This window comes from Kribbella sp. NPDC043289, from assembly GCF_056436705.1.
Genome location: NZ_JBWKCB010000001.1, coordinates 2,416,935 through 2,434,003, shown reverse-complemented (window position 1 = coordinate 2,434,003; position 17,069 = coordinate 2,416,935). Strand labels below are relative to the sequence as shown.

General features: G+C 68.4%; 13 protein-coding genes and 1 riboswitch. Of the genes, 9 read left to right on the top strand and 4 right to left on the bottom strand.

What is annotated here, in order from left to right; translation table 11 throughout:
• Nucleotides 1–16: 16 nt before the first annotated feature.
• Nucleotides 17–1,450, bottom strand: a complete 1,434-nt coding sequence (gene argG, locus AC0662_RS11550; RefSeq protein WP_478300102.1) for an argininosuccinate synthase — start codon at nt 1,448–1,450, stop codon at nt 17–19.
• Between the two features lie 178 nt (nt 1,451–1,628).
• Between argG and AC0662_RS11545 the strand changes: the two genes are divergently transcribed.
• Nucleotides 1,629–2,438, top strand: coding sequence for a metal-dependent hydrolase (locus tag AC0662_RS11545; protein ID WP_478300100.1), 810 nt, complete (start codon nt 1,629–1,631; stop codon nt 2,436–2,438).
• Here AC0662_RS11545 and AC0662_RS11540 read toward each other — a convergent pair.
• The gene (locus AC0662_RS11540) at nt 2,429–2,932 is read right to left on the bottom strand and encodes a hypothetical protein (protein ID WP_478300098.1); all 504 of its coding nucleotides are present in this window, start codon (nt 2,930–2,932) and stop codon (nt 2,429–2,431) included. The genes AC0662_RS11545 and AC0662_RS11540 overlap by 10 nt on opposite strands.
• Before the next feature lie 229 nt (nt 2,933–3,161).
• Between AC0662_RS11540 and dapA the strand changes: the two genes are divergently transcribed.
• From dapA to AC0662_RS11525, 3 genes are read left to right on the top strand one after another with little or no spacing between them, the layout of a single operon-like run.
• Nucleotides 3,162–4,076 (top strand): 4-hydroxy-tetrahydrodipicolinate synthase, encoded by a 915-nt coding sequence (dapA, locus tag AC0662_RS11535; RefSeq protein WP_452194234.1) that lies wholly within the window; start codon nt 3,162–3,164, stop codon nt 4,074–4,076.
• Entirely contained in the window at nt 4,073–5,767 is a 1,695-nt protein-coding gene (locus AC0662_RS11530) for a ribonuclease J (RefSeq protein ID WP_452194232.1), read from the top strand. The genes dapA and AC0662_RS11530 overlap by 4 nt, the downstream gene beginning before the upstream one ends.
• A 37-nt stretch (nt 5,768–5,804) precedes the next feature.
• Entirely contained in the window at nt 5,805–6,836 is a 1,032-nt protein-coding gene (locus AC0662_RS11525; RefSeq protein WP_452194230.1) for a LacI family DNA-binding transcriptional regulator, read from the top strand.
• Here the strand turns inward: AC0662_RS11525 and AC0662_RS11520 are convergent.
• The gene (locus AC0662_RS11520; protein ID WP_452194228.1) at nt 6,810–7,910 is read right to left on the bottom strand and encodes a fatty acid desaturase family protein; all 1,101 of its coding nucleotides are present in this window, start codon (nt 7,908–7,910) and stop codon (nt 6,810–6,812) included. The two genes, AC0662_RS11525 and AC0662_RS11520, sit on opposite strands and share 27 nt — an antisense overlap.
• Before the next feature lie 212 nt (nt 7,911–8,122).
• On the opposite strand from AC0662_RS11520, the gene AC0662_RS11515 reads away from it, so the two are divergent.
• Both AC0662_RS11515 and AC0662_RS11510 read left to right on the top strand, forming a co-directional pair.
• Nucleotides 8,123–9,646, top strand: coding sequence for an alkaline phosphatase D family protein (locus AC0662_RS11515; RefSeq protein ID WP_452194226.1), 1,524 nt, complete (start codon nt 8,123–8,125; stop codon nt 9,644–9,646).
• A gap of 121 nt (nt 9,647–9,767) precedes the next feature.
• The gene (locus AC0662_RS11510) at nt 9,768–11,825 is read left to right on the top strand and encodes a prolyl oligopeptidase family serine peptidase (RefSeq protein WP_452194224.1); all 2,058 of its coding nucleotides are present in this window, start codon (nt 9,768–9,770) and stop codon (nt 11,823–11,825) included.
• Between the two features lie 10 nt (nt 11,826–11,835).
• Here AC0662_RS11510 and AC0662_RS11505 read toward each other — a convergent pair whose 3' ends face one another.
• Entirely contained in the window at nt 11,836–13,200 is a 1,365-nt protein-coding gene (locus tag AC0662_RS11505) for an aminotransferase class V-fold PLP-dependent enzyme (RefSeq protein ID WP_452194222.1), read from the bottom strand.
• Between the two features lie 16 nt (nt 13,201–13,216).
• A riboswitch (SAM riboswitch) is annotated at nt 13,217–13,330 on the bottom strand.
• A 96-nt stretch (nt 13,331–13,426) separates the two neighbouring features.
• On the opposite strand from AC0662_RS11505, the gene AC0662_RS11500 reads away from it, so the two are divergent.
• The 3 genes from AC0662_RS11500 to AC0662_RS11490 all read left to right on the top strand — a co-directional run bounded on the left by AC0662_RS11500 (nt 13,427) and on the right by AC0662_RS11490 (nt 16,928).
• Nucleotides 13,427–13,942 (top strand): DinB family protein, encoded by a 516-nt coding sequence (locus tag AC0662_RS11500; RefSeq protein ID WP_452194220.1) that lies wholly within the window; start codon nt 13,427–13,429, stop codon nt 13,940–13,942.
• Nucleotides 13,943–14,015: 73 nt separating this feature from the next.
• The gene (locus tag AC0662_RS11495) at nt 14,016–16,109 is read left to right on the top strand and encodes a DUF6351 family protein (RefSeq protein ID WP_452194218.1); all 2,094 of its coding nucleotides are present in this window, start codon (nt 14,016–14,018) and stop codon (nt 16,107–16,109) included.
• An 18-nt stretch (nt 16,110–16,127) separates the two neighbouring features.
• A complete protein-coding gene (locus AC0662_RS11490) occupies nt 16,128–16,928 on the top strand; it encodes a DUF4184 family protein (protein ID WP_478300094.1) in 801 nt (266 codons plus the stop codon).
• The last annotated feature ends 141 nt before the right edge of the window (nt 16,929–17,069 follow it).

The following is a 17,069-nucleotide window of genomic DNA, read 5'->3' as shown; positions in this document are numbered from 1 at the left end:
TGTTCTTGTGCGGGTCTCAGTCGGTGCCGGCCTCCATGGCGGCGCGGTCGAGGAGTTCGTCCTCCTCGGTGGCCTCGCCGCGGGAGGCGATCGCCTCGGCGCCGCCGGTCGGCAGCTCGCCGATCAGGTCGGTGGAGGACGCCAGCGCCGGGTTCGAGGAGCCGAACATCCCGAGGCCGGCGTACTGCTCGAGCTTCGAGCGCGAGTCGGCGATGTCCAGGTTCCGCATGGTCAGCTGGCCGATCCGGTCGACCGGGCCGAACGCCGAGTCCTCGATCCGCTCCATCGACAGCTTGTCCGGGTGGTAGCTGAGCGCCGGACCGGTGGTGTCGAGGATCGAGTAGTCCTCGCCGCGCCGCAGCCGCAGCGTGACCTCACCGGTGACCGCCGTACCGACCCAGCGCTGCAGGGACTCCCGGATCATCAGCGACTGTGGGTCGAGCCAACGACCTTCGTACATCAGCCGGCCGAGCTTGCGGCCCTCGGTGTGGTAGCTGGCCAGCGTGTCCTCGTTGTGGATCGCGTTCACCAGCCGCTCGTACCCGGCGTGCAGCAGCGCCATCCCGGGGGCCTCGTAGATGCCCCGGGACTTCGCCTCGATGACCCGGTTCTCGATCTGGTCCGACATTCCCAGCCCGTGCCGGCCGCCGATCGCGTTCGCCTCCAGCACCAGGTCGACCGCGGAGCCGAACTCCTTGCCGTTGATCGTCACCGGCCGGCCCTGCTCGAACCCGAGCGTGACGTCCTCGACGGCGATCTCGACCGACGGGTCCCAGTGCTTCACGCCCATGATCGGGTCGACGGTCTCGAGTCCGGTGTCGAGGTGCTCGAGGGTCTTCGCCTCGTGCGTCGCGCCCCAGATGTTCGCGTCGGTGGAGTACGCCTTCTCGGTGCTGTCGCGGTACTGCAGGCCGTGCGCGACCAGCCACTCCGACATCTCCTTGCGGCCACCGAGCTCGTGCACGAACTGCGCGTCCAGCCACGGCTTGTAGATCCGCAGCTGCGGGTTCGCGAGCAGGCCGTAGCGGTAGAACCGCTCGATGTCGTTGCCCTTGAACGTCGACCCGTCGCCCCAGATCTGGACGTCGTCGTCGAGCATCGCCCGGACCAAGAGCGTGCCGGTCACGGCCCGCCCGATCGGGGTGGTGTTGAAGTACGTCCGGCCGCCCGACCGGATGTGGAAGGCGCCACAGGCCAGCGCCGCGAGACCTTCCTCGACCATCGCCGTACGGCAGTCGACCAGGCGGGTGATTTCCGCCCCGTACGCCGTGGCGCGGCCCGGCACCGACTCGATGTCAGGCTCGTCGGCCTGCCCGAGATCAGCGGTGTACGTGCACGGGATCGCACCCTTGTCCCGCATCCACGCAACCGCAACCGACGTGTCGAGACCACCCGAGAAGGCAATCCCGACCCGCTCACCGACCGGCAAAGAAGTAAGCACCTTGGACACAGGAAGAGTATGCATCACCCTGCATGATTATGCAAAGCCGCCTCGTCCTTGTGCCTCCATCAACCGAATCTCGCCGCCGATTGTGGGTGGTGGGGACTCAAGGAGTGGGTGGCTGGTGTGACGGGTGGGGTGGATGGGGGAGGATGTGGGTCGAGTGAGGGGAGTGAGGCTCCGGATGATGGGGCGGTCGCATGCGTTGTCGGGGTGGTGTGCCGGGCTGGCGGTGGCGCCGTTGGTCGGGCTGACCTCGATAGCGGAAGTGGTGCCGTTCGCGGCGGCCACGGCCGGGTACGCGTTGGTGCCCGACCTGGATCATCCGGGGGCGAGTGCCTCGAGGCTGCTCGGGCCGGTGACCCGGCTGGTGTCCGGAGCGGTCCGGGCCTTCTCCGGTGTCCTCTACAACGTCACCAAGGGCCCACGTGACGAGGACAGCACCGGTAAGCACCGCCACGCGACCCACACGCTCGTCGCGGCGATTCTGCTCGGCATGCTCGCGGCGAGCCTCGGTGACCGCGGCAAATGGGCCGTACTGGCGGTCGCGCTGACCGGACTGGTGCTCGCGGCCGACGCGCTCGGAGACTGGATCGTGCTCGCCGTACTCGGGGCCGCCGGCTGGTCTGTGGTCAGCACCACCGGCGCAGGTACGGCGCTCCCGGGAACCGCGGCTGCTGACGCTCTACAAACAGGTCTGACCCAGATCGGCGGCTGGATCGGAGTGTCCGTCGCGCTGGGCATGTTCGTGCATTGTCTCGGCGACAGCCTGACGCGCGCGGGCTGCCCCTGGTTGTGGCCGCTCCCGATCGCGGGCGAGACCTGGTACGAGATCCGCCTGCCGAGGTTGTTGCGATTCCGCACGGGCAGTTGGGTCGAGCACCTGGTCATCGTCCCGCTCCTGGGCGTCGGCGCCGTACTGCTCCTGCCTGGCGCTCTCCAGGTGGTCCAGCGGTTCTTCGACGCGACCTCGGTCTGGATCGCCGGTCAGTCCTGAAGCCGCGCACCCAGGTACGACGGAACGCCGCGCGACTCGAGTGACGCGGCGAACCGCTGCTGGTTCCGCGCGCTCGGCCACACTTCCAGGAGAACCAGCGGCAGCGCGAGCACGGCTCCGATCAGCACCACCCAGAAACTCTGTACGACGAATGCCAGCGCGACCGAGACCAGGAACACGCCCTCGCACAGTGCGAACCGGGTGAACGTCGACGCCGTGAACCGCCGCCACGACTCGGCCTCGATCTCGGCGGCGGGGCGACCGGAGTGCTCGAGCGCGGGCGTACGGAAGCCGGCCAGCTCGCAGAACGTGTACGCGGCGGCGGCTGCAGCCAGCACCACGAGCGGCGCCCACGTCGCTGGGAACTCGCCGGTCCCGTCGGTGGCGAGCACGAACCACAGCACCAGGGTGATCATCGGGATCGCGCCTGCCATCGCTGCGCAGATGATGGTGAGGCTCTGCTGCGCTGCTGGAGGCTTAGTAGATGTCGACACGCGGATGACCCTAGCGGTCTCGAAAGTCACCGATTTATCGACACAGAGCACTCGTTTCATCACCCAGAGTATTTGCAGAAGTTTTTCCGGACTTTTTTGCTGGAAGCTGTAACGACTCCCGGGTCGAGCCCGATAGGACGAGTGAGCCTGGTGGCTGCCCGGACCCCCGAGCGGACAGCCACCAGGCCTACTCATTTCTTCAGGGTCCAGGAGCGGTAATCTGAGGCTCATGTCCTCGCCAGAATCCACGCCCTCGCCGGCGCTGCCGTTCGGCCGCCTGACGACCGCGATGATCACTCCGTTCCGGGCCGACGGTGCGCTCGATCTCGACGCCGCCCAGCGGGTCGCGACCTACCTCGTCGACGGCGGTAACGACGCCCTGGTGCTGAACGGGACCACCGGCGAAGCGCCGACCACGTCGGACCAGGAGAAGGTCCAGCTGATCGAGGCCGTCCGCGAGGCGATCGGCGACCGCGCCTTGATCGTCGCCGGGGTCGGCACCAACGACACCGCGCACACGATCGAGTGCGCAAAGCAGGCCGAGGCCGCGGGCGCGCACGGTCTGCTCGTCGTCACGCCGTACTACAACAAGCCTCCGCAGGACGGGCTGCGCGCGCACTTCACCGCGGTCGCCGACGCCACCGGCCTGCCGAACATGCTGTACGACATCCCCGGCCGGTCCGGCGTCGCGATCAAGACGGAGACCTTGATCACGCTCGCTGAGCACCCGCGGATCGTCGCGGTGAAGGACGCGAAGGGTGACATCGCGGGGACCACCAAGGTGCTGGCGAACACCGATCTGTTCTACTACTGCGGTGCGGACGAGCTGAATCTCGCCTCCTTGGCGATCGGCGCGGTCGGCATCGCGAGCGTGGTAGCCCATGTCGCGAGCCGGGAGTACCGGCAGCTGATCGACGCCGTGGTGGCCGGCGACCTTGCCACCGCACAGGAGATCGACCGACGGCTGGTGCCCGCCGTCGAGACGATCATGACCAGGACCCAGGGCGCCATCATGGTGAAGGCCGCCCTCAAGCTGGCCGGTGTCATCGAGCACGCGACCCTCCGGTTGCCGTTGGTTGAGGCGACCGCCGAGCAAGTGGACTGGCTCACCACCGACCTCAAGACGGCAGGACTGATTGCATGAGCCATCCCCATCCAGATCTCGACGCGCCCGGACCTCTCGCTCCGGGCGCTTTGCGGGTCATCCCGCTCGGCGGCCTCGGCGAGGTCGGCCGGAATATGACGGTGTTCGAGTACGACGGCAAGTTGCTGATCGTCGACTGCGGCGTCCTCTTCCCGGACGAGAACCAGCCCGGCGTGGATCTGATCCTGCCGGACTTCGAGCCGATCCGGCACCGTCTCGACGACATCGTCGCGGTGGTCCTGACGCACGGCCACGAGGACCACATCGGCGGGTTGCCCTACCTGCTGCGTGAGCGGGGTGACATCCCGGTCGTCGGGTCTCAGCTCACGCTCGCGCTGCTCGAGGGCAAGCTGAAGGAGCACCGGCACCGCAACGTGCCACAGCAGACCGTGGTCGAGGGCGAGAAGCTCCAGATCGGGCCGTTCGTCTGCGAGTTCGTCGCGGTGAACCACTCGATCCCGGACGCGCTCGCGGTGGCGATCAAGACGCCGGCCGGCGTGGTGCTGCACACCGGTGACTTCAAGATGGACCAGCTGCCGCTGGACAACCGGATCACTGACCTGCGCGCGTTCGCCCGGCTCGGCGAGGAGGGCGTCGACCTGTTCATGGTCGACTCCACCAACTCCGAGGTGCCCGGTTTCACCACCCACGAGCGCGACATCGCGCCGGTGCTGGACCGGGTCTTCACCAAGGCGAAGAACCAGCGCATCATCGTCGCCTGCTTCGCCTCGCACGTGCACCGCGTCCAGCAGGTGATGGACGCCGCCGTGAAGCACCGCCGCAAGGTCGCGTACGTCGGCCGCTCGATGGTCCGCAACATGGGCGTGGCCCGCGACCTCGGCTTCCTGACCGTGCCGGGCGACACGCTGATCGACATGCGCGACCTCGACAACTACCCGCCGGAGCAGGTGGTGCTGGTGTCGACCGGTTCGCAGGGCGAGCCGATGTCGGCGCTGTCCCGGATCGCGGCCAACGACCACAACGTCGTCCACCTGCAGCCGGGTGACACCGTCGTCCTCGCGTCGTCGCTGATCCCGGGCAACGAGAACTCGGTCTACCGGGTGATCAACGGCCTGGTCCGGCACGGTGCGAATGTCATCCACAAGGGCAACGCGCTGGTGCACGTCTCCGGCCACGCGAGCGCCGGCGAGCTGCTGTACTGCTACAACATCGTGAAGCCGCGCAACGTGATGCCTGTGCACGGTGAGGTCCGGCACCTGCACGCGAACGCCGACCTGGCGGTGCAGACCGGCGTACCGCGGGAGAACGTGGTGGTCGTCGAGGACGGTGTGGTGGTCGACCTGATCGACCGCAAGGCCGTGGTGGCGGGCAAGGTCGACTGCGGGTACGTGTTCGTCGACGGCTCGACCGTCGGTGACATCACCGAGACCTCGCTGAAGGACCGCCGGATCCTCGGGGACGAGGGCTTCATCTCGGTGATCGCCGTGATGGACTCGGTCACCGGCAAGCTCACCGCTGGGCCGGAGATCCAGGCGCGCGGGTTCGCCGAGGACGACACCGTCTTCGACGACCTGAAGCCGAAGATCGAGGCCGAGATCGAGAAGGCGATCGGCGGCGGGGTCGACGACATGTTCCAGCTGCAGCAGGTGATCCGCCGGGTGGTCGGCAAGTGGGTCAGCGACACCCACCGCCGCCGCCCGATGATCATTCCGGTAGTTGTCGAAAGCTAGTAACGTCGGCGCGACTAGACGAAGGGGTGGGCCGGCGATGAGTGTCAGTGGAGTGAACGGGACGGGCCAGCGCCGGCCCACGATGAAGGAGGTCGCCGCCCGGGCCGGGGTCGCGTTGAAGACCGTGTCCCGGGTGGTGAACGAGGAGCCGAACGTCAGCCCGGAGCTGACCGCGAAGGTCCAGGCCGCGATCAAGGAGCTCAACTACACCCCGAACGAGTCCGCCCGGATGCTGCGCCGCGGCAAGACCGGGACGATCGCCGTCGTGATCCGCGACATCGGCGACCCGTTCTTCGCCTCGCTCGGCCGCGCGGTCGAGCTGTGGGCGCGCTCGTCCGGCTCGGTGGTGATGATCGGTCTGACCGACGAGGACCCGGAGCGCGAGAAGGACGTCTGCCTGGAGTTCGTCGCCCGCCGGCCGGACGCGCTGATCATGGCCCCGATCGGCGAGACCCAGGACTACCTGGCCCCGCACGTGGACGCCGGGATGGCGGTCGTCACGATCGACCGTCCCGCGCACGGTATCGAGGCCGACGCCGTACTGGCCGACAACGCGGGCGGCATCGATCAGGCGATCGACCACCTGGTCCGGCAGGGCCATCGGCGGATCGCGTACCTCGGTGACGACGAGCGGATCTTCACCGCTCGCGAGCGGGTGGTGGCCTACCGGGCGGCGATGGCGAGGCACCGGATCGACGTCGACGAGGACCTGGTGCACCTGTCCGAGCCGACCACCGAGGGCATCGGCATCACGCTGTCGGCCGTCCTCGATCGAAGTGATCCTGCGACGGCGTTGCTGTCGGCCAACAACATGACCACTGCCGAGGTGCTGCGCGGTCTGGCCGGGCGGCGGGATCGGGTCGCCCTGGTGTCGTTCGACGACCTTCAGTTGGGCGACCTGCTGAGCCCGGGGCTGACCGCGGTCGCGCAGTCGGCCGACGTGATGGCGCGGACCGCGATCCAGTTGATGACCGAGCGCCTGCCGGAGCCGCATCGCCCCGGCCGCACGGTCCGCGTCCCGGTGAAGCTGACGATCCGCGGTTCAGGCGAGATTCCGCCCGCTCACTGATCGGAGTTCCGCGGCCAGCGGGCAGTCGAACGGGTCACGGGCGCGAAGTCCCACGTTGTTCAGATAGCCGACGACGATCCGGTACGACGCGAAGAAGCTGACCTCGGTGTAGGCCACGTCGTGCAGCCCGCAGTACTCGCGGACGATCGGCTGCACCCTCCGCAGCGTCGGCCGTGGCATGCTCGGGAACAGGTGGTGCTCGATCTGGTAGTTGAGCCCGCCCATCGCGAAGTCGGTCAGGATCCCGCCGCGGATGTTGCGCGACATCAGGACCTGACGCCGGAGGAAGTCCAGCTTCATCGTCTTCGGTACGAGCGGCATGCCTTTGTGGTTGGGCGCGAACGAACCGCCGAGACACACCCCGAAAACGGCGAGCTGCAGGGCGAGGAACGCGCCGGCCTTGCCGATCGGCAGCAGGATGAGCAGCACGGCCAGGTAGCCACCGATCCGGCCCGCCACGATCGCGGCCTCGACACGCTCGACCGAGGTCGCCCCCCGGCGCAGCAGGTGCCGCATGCTCGAGACGTACAGGCTGAGGCCCTCGAGGGTCAGGAGGGGAAAGAACAGCCAACCTTGGCGACGGGTCAACCAGGCCTGGAAACCCCGGCGCCGGCCGGCGTGCTCCGGGGTGAACGCGATGACTCCGATCGCGATGTCCGGATCCTTGTCCAGCTGGTTCGGGGCGCCGTGGTGGCGGCTGTGCTTCGATCGCCACCAGTCGGCGCTCATTCCGACCAGGCCACCGGCCAGCAGACGCGCGGTCCAGTCGTTCCAGGCAGCGGAGTCGAAGATCTGCCGGTGCGCACTGTCGTGGCTGAGGAACGCCACTTGAGTCAGGACGAGCGCGAGGGCACCTGCCATCAACAGCTGGAACCATGAATTGCCGAGCAGACCGACGCCGACCCAGACCGCGATGAAGGAACCGACCACCAGGGCGATGCGTGTCAGGTAATAGCCGCGGCGCCGGCGCAGCAGCCCAAGCTCCCGGACGGTTCGCAGCAGGTCGGTATAGAGGTGCGTGTACCTGTGCTGCGCGCGCAGGGGATCGTCGTCGTCGGCAAGCAGCTGTGACAAAGGAATCGCCCCGGCTCCGGAAGTGCATCGGTCGATGCGCTACCGGGGTACCGGGGCAGCGTACGAGAATGTGCTGAGACCCTCAACGGAACCACGTCGGGTAACCGTACGCAAGGCTGGCGCGGGTCGCGCCGCGCGAGTCCAGGGTGATTTGACGCCCAGTTCGCTCGGCTTTCATCTGAGCGTCACCAGCGAGGCGCACCTTCGGGGACATGAAACTGAGCCGCCGCCAGCTCCTGGCCGCATCCACAGTCGCCGGTGCCTCCCTCGCCGTACCCGGGGTGGCCGCCGCGGCGCCGAACCTCGTCCGTCGCGACCGTCCGGCGCTGCCGTCCGGGATCGCGAGTGCTGACGTCACGCCTAACTCGGCCGTCGTCTGGTCGCGCACCGACCGCCCCGGCCGGCTGGTCGTGCAGCTGACCAGCCACGGACGCTTCGACAAGGCGATCAACCTGCGTGGTCCGAAGACCGACGCCGCCGACGACTTCACCGCGCGGCTGCCGCTGCGTGGCCTGCGGCCCGGCCAGCGCTACGACTACCGGATCGGTTTCGAGGACGCGCAGGGCCGGATCGGCGAGACCCTGGACGGCTCGTTCAGTACGCCGGGCCGCAACAAACCGGTGTCGTTCGTGTTCACCGGTGACACCGCGGGCCAGGGGTACGGCATCAACCCGGACCTCGGCGGCATGGTCGCGTACCGGGCGATGCACGACACCCGGCCGGACTTCTTCCTGCACTCGGGCGACAACATCTACGCCGACGGCCCGATCCAGGCCGAGCTGAAAGTTGCCGACGGCACCATCTGGAAGAACGTGGTGACCGAGGAGGTCGCGAAGGTCGCCGAGACGCTGGCCGAGTACCGCGGGCGGTACAAGTACAACCTGCTCGACGACAACGTGCGCTCGCTGTACGCCGACGTACCGCTGATCGCGCAGTGGGACGACCACGAGACGCTGAACAACTGGTACCCGGGGGAGATCCTCACCGACGACCGGTACACCGAGAAGCGCGTCGACGTCCTCGCGGCGCGGGCCAAGCAGGCGTTCCTCGAGTACCTGCCGATGGAGCACGTCGCGGACCGGGACCGGATCTACCGCAAGGTCAGCTACGGGCCGCTGGTCGACGTGTTCTGCCTGGACATGCGGACGTACCGCGGTGCGAACCCGGTCCCGTCGACGGCCGGACCGGTCGCGATGCTCGGCGCCGAGCAGGCCGCCTGGCTGGTCCGTGAGGTCGCGGCGTCCAAGGCCACCTGGAAAGTGATCGCCAGCGACATGCCGATCGGCCTGCTGGTGCCGGACGGCGACCTGATCGAGGCGGTCGGGAACGGGCTGCCCGGTGCGCCCGGCGGTCGCGAGCACGAGATCGCCTGGGTGCTGAGCCAGTTCAAGAAGCGCAAGGTCCGCAACGCGATCTGGCTGACCGCGGACGTGCACTACGCCGCGGCCCACCACTACGACCCGGCGCGCGCGGCGTTCACCGACTTCGACCCGTTCTGGGAGATCGTGGCGGGCCCGATCAACGCCGGGACGTTCGGGCCGAACGGGCTGGACAGTACGTTCGGGCCGCAGGTCGTGTGGTCGAAGGCGGCCGACTTCCCGAACCAGTCGCCGGCCGGCGGCAACCAGTTCTTCGGTCACACAACGATCGACCCACGGACCGGCGTGTTCACCGTGTCGTTGCGGAACCTGTTCGGCAAGGTGCTCTGGTCGAAGGACATCAACCCCACCCGATAGAGCCTGGTTGAGAGGCCCGTCACTGATGGGTCCGTCGTACTCACCCGGCCCCGGCGCCTGCGCGGGATGCCGCCCACCGGGGCCGGTGAGTACGACGCGTTCTCCGGCTAGGTTTGGATTCATGACCTATCCGGAGAGCCGCCGCGACGACGTGGTCGAGACGATGCACGGACACCAGATCGCCGATCCTTACCGTTGGTTGGAAGACCCTGACGCGGACGACACCCAGGACTGGGTTCGCCGGCAGAACGCCTTCACCGAGGACGAGGTGTCGGGCTACGCGGAGCGCGCGTGGTTCCAGGACACGCTGTCCGCGATCCTGGCCAGGCCACGCGCCGGTGTGCCGGTGAAGAAGGCGGGTTGGTACTTCGCCGGGCGCAACGACGGCACGCAGGCGCAGGACGTGATCTACGTGGCCGAGTCGCTCGACGAACTGCTCAGCGGCGGCCGGGTGCTGATCGACCCGAACACGCTGTCCGCGGACGGCACCGACTCACTGGGCTCGTTCACCGTCAGCCCGGACGGCAAGTACTTCGCGTACGGCATCAACGAGAGCGGCAGCGACTGGACGACGTTCCGGCTGCTCGACATCGCCACCGGTACGCCGGTCGACGACGTGGTGTCCGAGGCCAAGTTCTCCGAGGCGACGTGGCTCCCGGACAGTTCGGCGTACCTGTATCTGCACTACCCGGTCAGTGGGCGGAACGAGGGGACCGAGACCACCTCGCTGGCTGCTGGGCGGCTGATGCTGCACAAGGTCGGTGCGCCGCAGTCCGAGGACGAGCTGGTGCTGAGCATCCCGGACAAGGAGCAGTACTTCTACACGCCTGAGGTGTCCGACGACGACCGGTACCTCGTCGTCCACATCACCGAGGGGACCGACCCGAGCACGCGGCTCTGGGTCTACCCGATCACCTCCGACGGGCTGGGCGAGCCGGTCAAGGTCGTGGACGAGTTCAAGGACGAGATCGCCTTCGTGCGGATGTCCGGGGACCACCTCGTCCTGCGGACCGACCGCGACGCGTCACGAGGCCGAGTGGTGCTGTCGACGCTGGCAGGCGAGTTCACCGACCTCATCCCGCAGGGCGAGGCGACGCTGCAGGCAGTCCGCGGTACGGCGAACGGCCTGGCCACGCTGACGCTTGTCGACGCGCAGTCGGTGCTGACGCTCTATGCGTTGGACGGATCCGGTGCGCGTGAGGTCGACGTACCTGGCGGGGGAGTGGTGGGGCTCAACGCGTCACCGGAGTACGACGAGCTGTTCGTCGGGCTGTCGACGACGACCGACCCCACGCTGTCGTACGTCGTGTCGACCGGGTCAGGCGACGTACGTGCACTGCCGGAGCTGGTCCGCGGCTCCGGTGGCTTCACGCCGCCGCAGGTCACCGTGACGCGCCGGATCGCTCCCGGACGCGACGTGCCGTACTTCCTGATCACCCGGTCCGACCTGGACTTCTCCGCACCGCGCCCGACCCTGATGTGGGGGTACGGCGGATTCCGCATCCCGATCCAGGCGGACTACCGTCCCGGCTGGCCGGCGTGGCTCGCCGCCGGCGGAGTACTGGTCATCGCCAACCTGCGTGGTGGTGGCGAGTACGGGACCGACTGGCACGATGCGGGGCGGCTCAAGAACAAGCAGAACGTGTTCGACGACTTCATCGCGGTCGCAGAGCACCTGCGCGACACCGGCGTGACCACTCCGGAGCAGCTGGCCATGCACGGCCGCAGCAACGGTGGACTGCTCGTCGGAGCGGTCATGACGCAGCGACCGGACCTCTTCGCGGTCGCACTGCCCGGTGTGGGCGTGCTGGACATGCTGCGGTTCCACAAGTTCACCGTGGGAGCGGCGTGGGCGTCCGACTACGGTCTGCCCGATGACCCCGAGCAGTTCGAGGACCTGTTGGCGTACTCGCCGCTGCATCGCGTCAGCGACGGGACGGCGTACCCGGCGACTCTGGTGGTCACTGGTGACCATGACGACCGCGTGGTGCCGTTGCACAGCCACAAGTTCATCGCGACCCTGCAGCATGCGCAGTCCGATCCGCGGCCTGTCTTGACTCGCGTCGAGGTCAACACCGGCCATGGCTTCGGAAAGCCCGCCGCGATGGTCGCTGCGGAGTGGGCGGACCTACTGGCGTTCGCTGCTCACCATGTAGGTCTCGTACCTCCCGAGCAGTAGGAGCGCTGCTTCACCAGATGCGCGGCGCGTGGAGGTCGCGGGGATCGTCGGCCGGCTGACAGCCGTGGGCGCTCTCCGCGTACTCCGTCCGCGGGCCAGTGGTGGCCAGCGTGCGTACGGCGTTGACGAGGCGGTCCACGTGCTCACGGGTCGTCCCGAGGCCGAGGCTGGCTCGGACCGCCGTACCGTGTTCGCTGCCGGTGGTGAGCAGGTGGCCGACCAGGAGGTGGGCGCAGAACTTGCCGTCGCGAACACCGATGCCGTACTCGGCGCTCAGCGCGGCGGACACCAGCGTCGAGGTCAGACCCTTGACGGTGAAGCAGACTGTGCCGACGCGGTCGGCGTCCGCACCGAAGATCGAGTACGTCGTGACGCCGTCGATCTGCGCGAGTCCGGTGCGCAGGCGGGCCAGCAGGCTGCGCTCGTGCTGCTCGATGGCGTCGCGGTGCTTGCTGATCGCGGCGCACGCGGAGGCGAGGGCGATCGCACCGATGACGTTGGGGGAGCCGCCCTCGTGCCGCGCCGGTCCGGTCGACCAGACCACGGTGTCGCTGGTGACCGCGTGGGTCGCGCCACCGCCGTACAGGTACGGGTCGGCGGCGTCGAGCCAGTCCGAGCGGCCGATCAGCGCGCCGGCGCCGTACGGGGCGTAGAGCTTGTGACCGGACAGGGCGACCCAGTCGACATCCAGTGTGGCGATGTCGACTGCGCGGTGCGGCGCGAGCTGGGCGGCGTCGAGGCAGACCCGGGCACCATGCGCCTTGGCGACGGCGGCGATCTCGGCAATCGGGAAGATCTCGCCGGTCACGTTGGACGCGCCGGTCACGACCACGAGGCGCGGGCCTTCAGGCGCCGCCCGCAGCGCGTCGGCGACGTTCGTCACGGCCTCGGTGGGGCTGCTCGGCGCGGCGAGCCGAATGGTCCGCTCGGCCGGCCAGGGGAGCAGCGCCGCGTGGTGCTCGGACTCGAACACGATCACGGTCGCGTCCGCCGGCACGGCGTGCGCCAGGAGGTTCAGCGCGTCGGTGGTCTGCCGGGTGAAGATCACCTGGTCGTCGGTCCGGGCACCGACGAAGGCGTGCACCTCGGCGCGTGCCCGCTCGTACCACTGGGTGGTGATCCGCGAGGCGTACCCGTTGCCGCGGTGCACCGACGCGTACGACGGCAGCGCGGCCTCGACGCTGTTCCGCACCGACTCCAGACACGGGGCGCTCGCACCGTGGTCGAAGTTCGCGTAGTCGGTGACCCGGCCGTCGGCGAGCGGGACCAGCAGGTCCGAGCCGACGGTGGCGGGGATGCTGCCGGTCGCGAGCCGGGCGACGGTCGGTCGGTTGGACGTCGTACTGGCCGGCTCGAGGATGGAGAGGATCGACATGCTGGTGCTCCCAGGAAGTCCGCGCTTGCCGAACGGGGTATCCGCACGGCCTGGTCTTCACCCGGGGCACCCCACCGCGGAGGAGGGTTGCCGGCCAGCGAGCCGGGGCTTGTCGCTGGCACTCATGACCTGCCGTGAACGGTAACGAACGGGATACGGGGTCCGCCAGTGCATATCTCATGTGATGAGATAGATGTACACAATGTGGGACAACGTGAGGATGGCAATGACCTGGAACGCACCTGCGGTCGAGCGGCCGGACGGCTCGCTGACTGCTCCCGAACGCGAGCTGCTGCAGGGTTATCTGGATTTCTATCGCACCACGCTGCTGTTCAAGTGCGCGGGGCTGACCGCCGAGCAGTTGGCGGCCCGCCCGTCGCCGCCGTCCAACCTCTCGCTGCTCGGCCTGATCCGGCACCTCACGAAGGTGGAGCGGATCTGGTTCCGCATCCACTTCGCCGACGCGCCCGCCGAGCCACTGTTCGCGCCCGAGCTCGGCAAGGACGCGGACTTCGAGCTGATCGATCCCGCTGACGCGCAGGCGGCGTACGAGGGTCTGATCGCGGAGTGGAAGCTGTCCGACGAGGCGGTCGCCGGTCGTTCCCTGGACGATCGCTTCACGTTCGGCGGCACCGAGTCGTCGCTGCGGATGATCTACATCCACCTGATCGGCGAGTACGGCCGGCACTGCGGCCATGCCGACCTGCTCCGCGAGCAACTGGATGGCACCACCGGCGCGTAAATGGTCCACGGCAGGTGGAAAACGGTTGCCGTTCACTCTTCCCGGCGCGGACTTACCGTGCTCAACTCGTCACATGAAGCGAACGACCGCCCTCGTGGCGCTTGCAACAGCGATGATTGCCGCTGTCCTGGCGTTGCCCGCCAGTGCGGCGTCCGGGGTGCGGATCGAGGTGCTGTCCGCACCCCGCCCCGACATGGTCAGCGACGGCAACGCGCTGGTCTCCGTCTCCGGCCGGCACCTGGAGGACCTGAAGGTCCGGCTGAACGGCCGTGACATCACTAGTACCTTCACCCGGACCGCGGACAAGCTGGTCGGCGTCGTCCAAGGCCTCGTCGACGGCCGCAACACGCTCACTGCGGCCGATGCGCGGCTCGAACTCACCAACCATCCGCGGACCGGCCCGATGCTCGCCGGCCCGCACGAGACGCCGTTCGTTTGCGGTACGGCGACCTTCATCACCCTCGCGAAGGTCCCGCTCGGCCCACCGACCGACGCGAACTGCTCGGTGCCGATCCGCGTCGACTACCTGTACCGCTCGACCGTGGACCGCTCACTGAAGGTGCTCCCGGCAACGAAACCGGCGGACCTCGCCACCACCACGACCTCGGACGGCCGGACCGTGCCGTACGTCGTCCGCGTCGAGACCGGCGTGATCAACCGGTCGATCTACGAGTACGCCGTACTCAACGATCCCGCCGCGGGTGAACCGAGCGCGCTGAAGGCGCCGACCGGCTGGAACGGCCGCCTGGTCTACACGTTCGGCGGCGGCTGCCCGGGTGGTTGGTACCAGCAGGGGAGCGGCACCGGCGGCGTCAACGACGACGTACTGCTCGGTCGTGGGTACGCCGTCGCGTCGTCGAGCCTGAACGTGTTCGGGGTGAACTGCAACGGCGTACTCGCGGCCGAGACGATGTCGATGACCCGTGAGCACATCCTCGAGAGCATCGGCGTACCGAAGCAGACCATCGGCTGGGGGTGCTCGGGCGGTTCGTACCAGGTGTTCCAGATCGCCGAGAACTATCCGGGCCTGCTCGACGGGATCATGGCGTCCTGCGTGTTCCCGGAGGTCGGCTTCGCGACGCTGCACACGATCACCGACGCGTTGCTGCTGGACCACTACTTCAAGTCCGCGACCGGCTGGACCGACGAACAGAAACGGGCCGCGTCCGGGTTCGGCATGGTCACCACGATCGCCAACCTGGCTGGCGCCGGCCGACGGATCGACCCGCGGGTCTACTGTCCCGCGCAGCTCCCGGTCGCGCAGCGCTACGACCCGGTCAGCAACCCGGACGGCGCGCGCTGCGACGTCTACGACCATCAGGTCAACATCTGGGGCAAGAACCCAGCAACCGGTGCGGCCCGGCGCCCGCTGGACAACGTCGGGATCCAGTACGGCCTCGACGCGCTGAACGCGGGCAAGATCACCGCGGCGCAGTTCCTGGACCTCAACCGCGCGATCGGCGGGTTCGACACCGACGCGAACTTCGTACCCGCCCGGACCGTCGCGGACCAGCGCGCGATCGACACGGCGTACCGGACCGGTCAGCTGATCAACGGTGGTGGGGGACTGGCCAGTACGCCGATCATCGACTACCGCCAGTACTGGGACCAGTTGCCGAACGGCGACATCCACCTGATCTTCCACTCGTTCTCGCTCCGCGAGCGGTTGCAGAAGGCGAACGGCGACTTCGGCAACCACGTGATGCTCGTCCAGGCCGGAGACGCGGCGGGCGGCTTCAGCACCAAGAACCCGGTGCTCACCAACGCACTGGACGCGCTCGACCGGTGGATGGACGCGACCGACGCGGACCAAGGGCCCGGCTCGCCGCATGAACGTCTGCTGCGCAACAAGCCGACGTCGCTCACGGACGCGTGCTGGAGCCCGCAGAACCAGAAGATCGTCGAGACGCAGGTCGACGGCATCGGAACGACCAAGTGCAACACGCTGTACCCGGTGTGGCCGGCGCCGCGTCAGGTGGCCGGCGCCTCCGTTGCCAACGACGTCATCAAGTGCCGCCTGCATCCGATGACGCGGTCCGACTACAAGGCCAAGCTGACCGCAGCGCAGTGGAAGACGCTGCGTCAGACCTTCCCCAACGGCGTCTGTGACTGGTCGAAGCGAGGTATCGGCCAGCAGGACCCGGGCCCGAGCTGGCCAACCTTCTGACCTCCTAGGCTGCGGGGTGTGCCCTTCACGCTGGCCCACCCCGCGGCCATCCTCCCGCTGATCCGCCGGCCCCTCGTCGCATCGGCCCTGATCGCCGGCGCCGTCGCACCAGACCTGCTGTACGTCGACCCGCTCTATCGGTTCGCCACGCAGCAGGTCAGCGGCAACTTCACTCTGACGCTCACGCACGAGTTCACGTCCGCGTTCTGGCTGGACCCGCTGTTGGCGCTCCTCCTGCTCGCCGTCTTCACCGTCCTCCTCAAGCGCCCGCTGATCGCGCTCGCGCCGCCGTCGCTGGCTGCGCGCCTCCCGTCCCCGCGGCGCATTCCTCGGGTGCCAGGCGTTCAGGTGCTGCTGTGGACCGTCGTCTCGGCCGTCCTCGGCGCCCTGACCCACGTCATCTGGGACTCCTTCACCCACGGCGACGGCTACTTCGTCCAGCAGTTCCCCGACGTCTTCCGCGCCACCGTGACCCCGGCCTGGGACGTCAATCGGATCCTGCAGTACGTCAGCACCGTCGGCGGCTGCCTGGTCCTCGCCGTCTGGCTCTACCGCTGGTTCCGCCGTACGACGCCGGCTCCCGTCACTCCGGGTGACCAGGTCGCCCCCTGGGTCCGGTACGTCGTACTCGCCGCCGGGACCCTCCTCGCAGCGACCGGAGCGATCATCGAACTCGGCCGCGCGGACGGTGAGCTGGGCGGCGAAATCGCCGTACGACTGCTGCTCTCCGGCCTCGTGTCGGGAGGCCTGGCCGCCCTCGGGTGGTACGTCGTGATCTGGCATCTGGTTCGGTTCCGGAGGCGGGTCGCGACACTGTGACGCTACGGATGGGGCAGCGTGACCGGCGTGTGACACGTGGGACTCGAGAGGTGATCGGGGTAGCCTCAGGAGTATGGCGACCCGCACGTCTTCCCCGGCGCGGGCGCAGAAGTCGGCAGCTAAACGGCCCAGTACGGCTCG